This is a genomic window from Oleiphilus sp. HI0086 (genome assembly GCF_001635225.1).
On sequence record NZ_LWFZ01000412.1, the window covers coordinates 1 to 6,626 of the forward strand.

4 protein-coding genes are annotated in these 6,626 nt (G+C 43.9%); 3 read left to right on the forward strand and 1 reads right to left on the reverse strand.

Annotation, left to right across the window (positions count from 1 at the left end):
- The first annotated feature begins 152 nt into the window (after positions 1–152).
- The 3 genes from A3756_RS05080 to A3756_RS05090 all read left to right on the forward strand — a co-directional run bounded on the left by A3756_RS05080 (position 153) and on the right by A3756_RS05090 (position 4,894).
- Positions 153–1,889 carry a serine/threonine-protein kinase gene (locus A3756_RS05080; protein ID WP_068553013.1) on the forward strand — a complete coding sequence of 579 codons (1,737 nt, stop codon included), beginning with the start codon at positions 153–155 and terminating at the stop codon, positions 1,887–1,889.
- Positions 1,890–2,262: 373 nt separating this feature from the next.
- Positions 2,263–3,936 (forward strand): AMP-binding protein, encoded by a 1,674-nt coding sequence (locus tag A3756_RS05085; RefSeq protein ID WP_068508392.1) that lies wholly within the window; start codon positions 2,263–2,265, stop codon positions 3,934–3,936.
- Between the two features lie 571 nt (positions 3,937–4,507).
- Positions 4,508–4,894 carry a PqqD family protein gene (locus A3756_RS05090; RefSeq protein WP_068508390.1) on the forward strand — a complete coding sequence of 129 codons (387 nt, stop codon included), beginning with the start codon at positions 4,508–4,510 and terminating at the stop codon, positions 4,892–4,894.
- Positions 4,895–4,958: 64 nt separating this feature from the next.
- On the opposite strand, the gene A3756_RS05095 is transcribed toward A3756_RS05090, so the two are convergent.
- Entirely contained in the window at positions 4,959–6,611 is a 1,653-nt protein-coding gene (locus A3756_RS05095; RefSeq protein WP_068508388.1) for an electron transfer flavoprotein-ubiquinone oxidoreductase, read from the reverse strand.
- Positions 6,612–6,626 lie beyond the last annotated feature (15 nt).

Genomic DNA, 6,626 nt, shown 5'->3' on the forward strand with positions numbered 1-6,626 from the left:
CCCGCCTAAGCTTGAAGGTACTTACCGCCACGCGTTTGATAAAAGAGCTTATTTGCGTCATCTCAAAGGTAGGTCGATGATGTTGGCTTTGGTCTTGTTCGCAATAGTGTTTTTGATTTTCTTTATCTAGTTTCTAAGGACGGAAGAACAATATGAAAGAGGGTCGTTACGCGTACCAAGACAAAATTGGTGAAGGAGGCATGGCCACGGTATATCGTGGTATGCAGTTGTCGCTGAATCGTCCAGTTGCGATTAAAGTTCTGTCGGCAACGCTTTCAGATAATCCCTCAGTCATAAAGCGTTTTAAGCGAGAAAGCTTAATTATCGCCCGTTTGAACCACCCCAACATAATACATGTTATCGATCGTGGAACGACAAGCAAGGGGCGCCCTGTATTCGTGATGGAATTCGTTGAGGGCATAAACTTAGCGGACGCGATTACTGAGCGGAAGTTTGATTTTAACCAAAAAGTCGATATCGCTATTCAAATGTGTAAAGGAATCGCCTATGCGCATAAATTTGATGTTATTCATCGAGATATCAAACCGGCAAATGTCATCATCGATAGAGAGGGCTTTGCGCGTCTTTTAGATTTCGGTATCGCTTCTTTTTTTGAAGCCGATAAAGATATGAACCCTGATGAAACGCGCTTAATCATGGGAACAGAAGCCTATATGGCTCCTGAGCAGCACAAAGGCATCGCCTTTACCTCTACTTTGAGTGACGTTTATTCGCTGGGAGTGGTGATGTATGAATTATTCACCAGTACCTTGCCACTACCCAATGCGCCTCCAATGGCTCAGATTGATGCCAATATAACTCCAGCCCTTGAAAACCTTATTCATCAGTGTCTTGCTGTTGACCCTGCTGAACGTCCTCAGTCTGTAGAGCAGGTCCGGACTCAGTTGCTTTTGGCGATGAAAGGTCAGCATATTGCTGAGGAACAAGTGAATCGGGCAGGAGAAGGCTTAGCCTCTATTCAGCAAAAATTTGGCTTACTTGATGTTATGCAGGAAGACAAATTTGGCGCGGTTTATTTGTATGAAGATAAGTCCTCTCACAAGCTTCTGGTAATTAAGAAGCGTACCTCTACTTTTACGGGGTATCGTGAGGCAAAAATGCTTCACAGTTTGAAGCATCCGAATCTGGTTAATATTCTAGGAACATCCAAGAACGATAGTGTATTCATTGTTGTTATGGAATATGTCTCGGGTGGCAGTCTGCAGGACCGCTTGATTGAACCTATGGGAATGCAGATGTTTTTGAATACGGCGGTTCAAATTTGTAGAGGTTTGGCGTTTGCGCATCAAAATAGGGTTTGCCATGGCAATTTGCGTCCTAGCAATGTTTTGTTGACTTCAGATTTCCAGGTTAAATTGACAGACTTTGGTTTGGATGAGCATTATCGTGTCAAAGAGCGAGATGGTAACTGGTATGGAGATGCTGATGATCGAAAGGACGAGTTATCTGATATTTTTTCGCTTGGCGCAATTTTTTATCATGCATTAACGGGGGTTCCTCCAGCATTTAAGGATGGCAACCTGGTTAAGACCCAGATATTCATTAAATTACCCGTTGATATTCAGCAAATAGTTGGTCGCATGCTGTCACGTCGCCGAGAACAGAGACCGCAAAGCGTTGAGTCTGTCTTGTCCGAGCTTTTGCCGCTTCAGGAGGAGGAAAAGACGAAAGTCATTGAATCTCCTCGAGAAGATGCCCCGGAAATTGTTCAAAAAGAGACAGTAATAAAGTATCAGCGAGTGAATTGGTTAACGATACTGCTTGCGGTTGTGATGGTGGTATCTATTGTTTTGAATGTCTTGTTACTAGGGGATAGTGGCAGTGACGTGCGTGACGCAATTAAAAGCTTCTTGGACTTATATATATAAATAAGTTCTTTTATGGGCTCCTGGGTCGCCCTCTTCGGATGAGGGTATCATGTGGCCATGCTTGCACTGCTTGCAGAATAGCACGCTTTGACTATTATTGATTGAATGGGAGCGTGACTCCGAGTCGTTTTCTGTTACTTCGGCTTTCATGAGACCTCAAAAAACAATCAGATCATTCCGTATGTGTTTACTGAGTAGTTGTGAGTATTGGCTATCTGCATAAAGGAGCCATAAATTACTAAGTTTTTCGGGTGTTTTACAGTTTTTTATTTTAATTTTTGTTCACACCTTTTATTATGATCAGCTTCGGGTATAAATCTAAGTTGAAAGACGGAATTTCTAAACTAAATACAATAGGGCTACAGACATCACCATGACCTCTTTGAAGAAAGTAAAGCTGCCTCTTGAGCAGGTATATCGCTGGGAAAAAGCAAAAGCGGATGATATTTATCTAACTCAGCCAATGGGTAACGGCGTGGTTCAGGAATATACCTGGAACCGAGCAGTTGGCGAGGCCAGAAGGATGGCTAGCTATATTAAATCTTTAGATTTACCACCAAAAAGTCGAATCGGTATTCTTTCGAAGAACTGTGCGCATTGGATCATGAGTGATCTGGCGATCTGGATGGCGGGTCATATATGTGTACCTCTTTACCCTACGCTAAATGCTGAAACGGTTAAGTATATCCTTGAGCACAGTGAAACGCAGTTGTTATTTGTTGGTAAACTGGACGACTGGGAAATGATGAAACCTGGTGTGCCAGATGATTTACCTTGTGTTTCTTATCCTCTAAGTCCAAAAACAGATTACCCAAGCTGGGATAACCTGGTTGCTGAGCATGCTCCGATACAAGAAGATACTGTTCGGGATGCTGACGAGTTAGCGACGATTGTTTATACATCGGGTTCAACCGGCAAGCCAAAAGGCGTTATGTTGTCATTTGAGGCCTTAGGTATTGCAGCAAGCGGTGTTGCACAAGCTTTGGATATAAAGCCTACTGATAGAATGTTATCTTACTTGCCACTGGCGCACGTGTTTGAACGTTTTGCGGTTGAGCAGTCCTCTATCCATATAGGTGCTCAGTTATTTTTTGCTGATGCTTTGGATACCTTCCTGGACGACTTGCGTCGTGCTAAACCAACGGTCTTTATTTCTGTTCCACGCCTGTGGTCCAAGTTCCAACTAGGTATCTTTAAGAAGATGCCTCCTAAGAAACTAAATCGTTTGCTTAAGATTCCAATTGTGTCTGGTTTGGTCAAGAAGAAAGTATTGACTGCTCTGGGCTTGGAATACTGCCGTTTTGCTGGAAGTGGTTCGGCGCCGTTATCAGGTGATATCATTAATTGGTATCGTAACCTGGGTCTGGAATTGCTAGAAGGTTACGGTATGTCTGAGAATTTTGCATATTCTCATATCTCATTGCCAGGCCGCTCAAAGGTTGGTTATGTAGGTGAGCCGATGCCGGGTGTTGAACAGCGTATTTCAGAAATTGGTGAGATCGAGGTCAAGAGCCCTGCTACGATGATGGGCTACTATAAAGACGAAGAAAAGACCAAAGAAACCTTTACCGAGGATGGCTTCTTGCTGACTGGTGATAAGGGTGAAATTGATAGCATGGGTCGCTTGCGTATTACTGGTCGTATTAAGGAAATCTTTAAGACCAGTAAAGGTAAGTATGTTGCTCCAGCGCCAATTGAAAACAAGATTGTTGGTCATGATTCTTTAGAGATGGTCTGTGTTGCTGGTGCTGAACAGCCTCAGCCTTATGCTTTGTTGATGCTTTCGGATGAAACTTTTGCTAAGCAGGGTGATGAGTCTTTCCGTAAGCAGGTTGAGCCGGAATTGGAAGCCTTAATGAAAGAGGTTAATGCTTCGGTTGACCCGCATGAGGCGCTGCAATTTATGGTTGTTGTGAATCAGCAGTGGACGATTGAAAATGAGTTCCTGACGCCGACAATGAAAATTAAGCGTAATGTAATCGAAGATGTTTACGCACCTTCTCAAGACGGATGGTATGGCAGTAAGCAGAAGATTATTTGGCAATAAGCCAAACTTAATGTGATATTCAAAAGCCCGCTTATGCGGGTTTTTTATTTTTGCCTTGTTGAGCTCAGTTGTTTGGACCTCAACTGAATTTAGAACTTAAAGCTACTTTGGATACCCAGGGATCAGTCTGAGCTGGATTCGCTCAAACCAAATCCGGAGAGCAAGCTGTAACTGCGCTTTCGATTAGGTACCCAAGTTGTGCTCAATCCGAGCTTTCTGATCGGCTCTCTTGTTATAGAAGATGCTTGCTTGAAGTAATAGCTGGCGCCCAACATGAAGCCTTTGTCCATAAGTCTCTGTATAGAGGCTCTGCCATACCATCGATTATTATATTTCTTGGACGGTGAGTCGCCGGTAATCTGATTATGAAAGGGATGAAAAAGACCATTATGAGTTTGAAGAGTTTGAAGAGTTTGAAGAGTTTGAAGAGTTTGAAGAGTTTGAAGAGTTTGAGGAACCAGTGTTCGAAGACTGAGGTTCTGAGGTGGTAGGTGAAGGTTCAAATTGGGTATATATGTTAAGTGGATATTAGGTTTAAATATACGTCAAAGATTACTTGGAATATGAACTTATGGATAATAGTCAGTTTTTTTATCGTATTGCACCTTTCTCATCTAAAGAGGGGCGAGTTGCTCTGGTAGATATTTTAAACATAGACAACACAACGCCTTTGGATGACTGGCTAGGTTTGGTTGTTTCGTTAGCGGATGGCTTTCATACCCTTCAGCAGTTGATTGATCACTTGTCTGCTCAGTACTCGACGCCTCCCGATAACCTGGAGAAAACTATTTACTCAGTAGTTGAACGTTTGGTTGAAAGTAAAGTGATAGAATTGAGTCAGCGTGTGACGACCTTACCTTATTACTTGAGTGGCCCCGTTGATGAGTTGGATATGGAGCGAGCAAGAAGAGAACTTGCGCTTCAAGATGGTCAGCCAGATGGTGGGTCGCTGCATTAGTTAGCGCTTTCCCATAAGGAAATAAAAAAGGCAGCCTAGGCTGCCTTTTTCTTTGAATATGAATCTACATATTCGGATAGTTTGGACCGCCGCCGCCTTCTGGTGTGACCCAGGTAATGTTTTGTGCAGGGTCTTTGATATCACAGGTCTTACAGTGAACACAGTTTTGAGAGTTGATTTGGAAGCGCTTATCGCCGTTATCTTCTTCTACAATCTCATATACACCTGCTGGGCAATAACGCTGTGCAGGCTCATCAAACTTAGTCAGGTTGTGGCCAAGAGGGATAGAGTCATCCTTAAGCTTTAAGTGGCACATTTGATCTTCTTCGTGGTTTGTATTCGATAGGAATACAGAAGTAAGACGGTCAAAGGTGATGTTGTTATCCGGCTTAGGGTAGTCGATCTTTTTGCATTCTGCTGCTGGCTTAAGTGCAGCATGGTCGTAAGTTTTATCGCTGAAGCTGAAAGGCAGTTTACCACCAAAGATGTTTTGGTCGATAAATGTATAAGCCGCACCAAGGTAAGTGCCAAACTTATGCATAACGCCAACGAAGTTACGCGTGTTGTACAGTTCGTCGTGTAGCCAGCTGTTCTTGAACTTCGCTTCAAAGTTGGTCGCTTCTTCGCCTTCTGCACCGCCAGCAAGCTTCTCTGCAACAGCTTCTGCAGCCAGCATGCCACTCTTCATTGCTGTGTGAGAACCTTTGATTTTCAGCGGGTTCATTGTTCCTGCGTCACAGCCAATTAACATGCCGCCAGGGAATGACATCTTGGGAAGTGCATTGATGCCGCCTTTAATCAGTGCTCGAGCGCCATAACTAACACGCTTGCCGCCTTCTAAGGCATCTTTTAGTACAGGGTTAAGCTTACAACGTTGCATCTCTTCAAAAGGTGATACGTGTGGGTTGCTATAGCTAAGGTCAGTAATTAAACCGAGTACTACTTGGTTGTTTTCAATGTGGTAAAGGAACCAGCCGCCTGTGGATGAAGACTCGCTTAGTGGCCAACCCAGGCCGTGCATAACAGTACCTTCACGGTGTTTAGCTGGGTCGATATCCCAAAGTTCCTTGATGCCGATACCGTAATGCTGAGGATCTTTTCCTTCATCTAGGTTGAACTTAGAGATGATTTCTTTGCCAAGATGTCCACGACAACCTTCAGCAAACATTGTGTATTTAGCGTGTAACTCCATGCCTGGCATGTAAGAGTCTTTTTGTTGGCCGTCTTCGCTGATGCCCATGTCGCCAGTAGCAACACCTTTTACACGACCATCTTCATGGTATAAAACTTCTGCTGCAGCAAAGCCTGGGTATACTTCTACGCCAAGTCCTTCAGCTTGCTCGCCTAACCAGCGGCAAACGTTGCCAAGGCTAACAATATAGTTGCCATCGTTGTGTGTAGGTTTAGGGATAAAAGCGTTTGGAAGTTTTACCGACTTTTCCTGATTGGTCAGGAAGTAAAATTCATCACCTGTTACAGCGGTATTTAATGGTGCGCCCATTTCTTTCCAATTAGGGAACAGCTCATTTAACGCTGTTGGTTCTAGAACTGCGCCAGACAGGATGTGGGCGCCAACCTCAGATCCTTTTTCTACAACGCATACGCTGATTTCATTACCAGTCTCTTCAGCGATTTGTCTTAGACGACAGGCTGCTGATAATCCAGCGGGGCCACCGCCGACAATGAGTACGTCAAACTCCATCGATTCACGTTCCACAATAGGTCTCCTCGT

Bases quoted from the DNA above. Each gene is read 5' to 3' on its own strand.
- A3756_RS05085 (WP_068508392.1), top strand. From the start codon at position 2,263: ATGACCTCTTTGAAGAAAGTAAAGCTGCCTCTTGAGCAGGTATATCGC.
- A3756_RS05080 (WP_068553013.1), top strand. From the start codon at position 153: ATGAAAGAGGGTCGTTACGCGTACCAAGACAAAATTGGTGAAGGAGGC.
- A3756_RS05090 (WP_068508390.1), top strand. From the start codon at position 4,508: ATGGATAATAGTCAGTTTTTTTATCGTATTGCACCTTTCTCATCTAAA.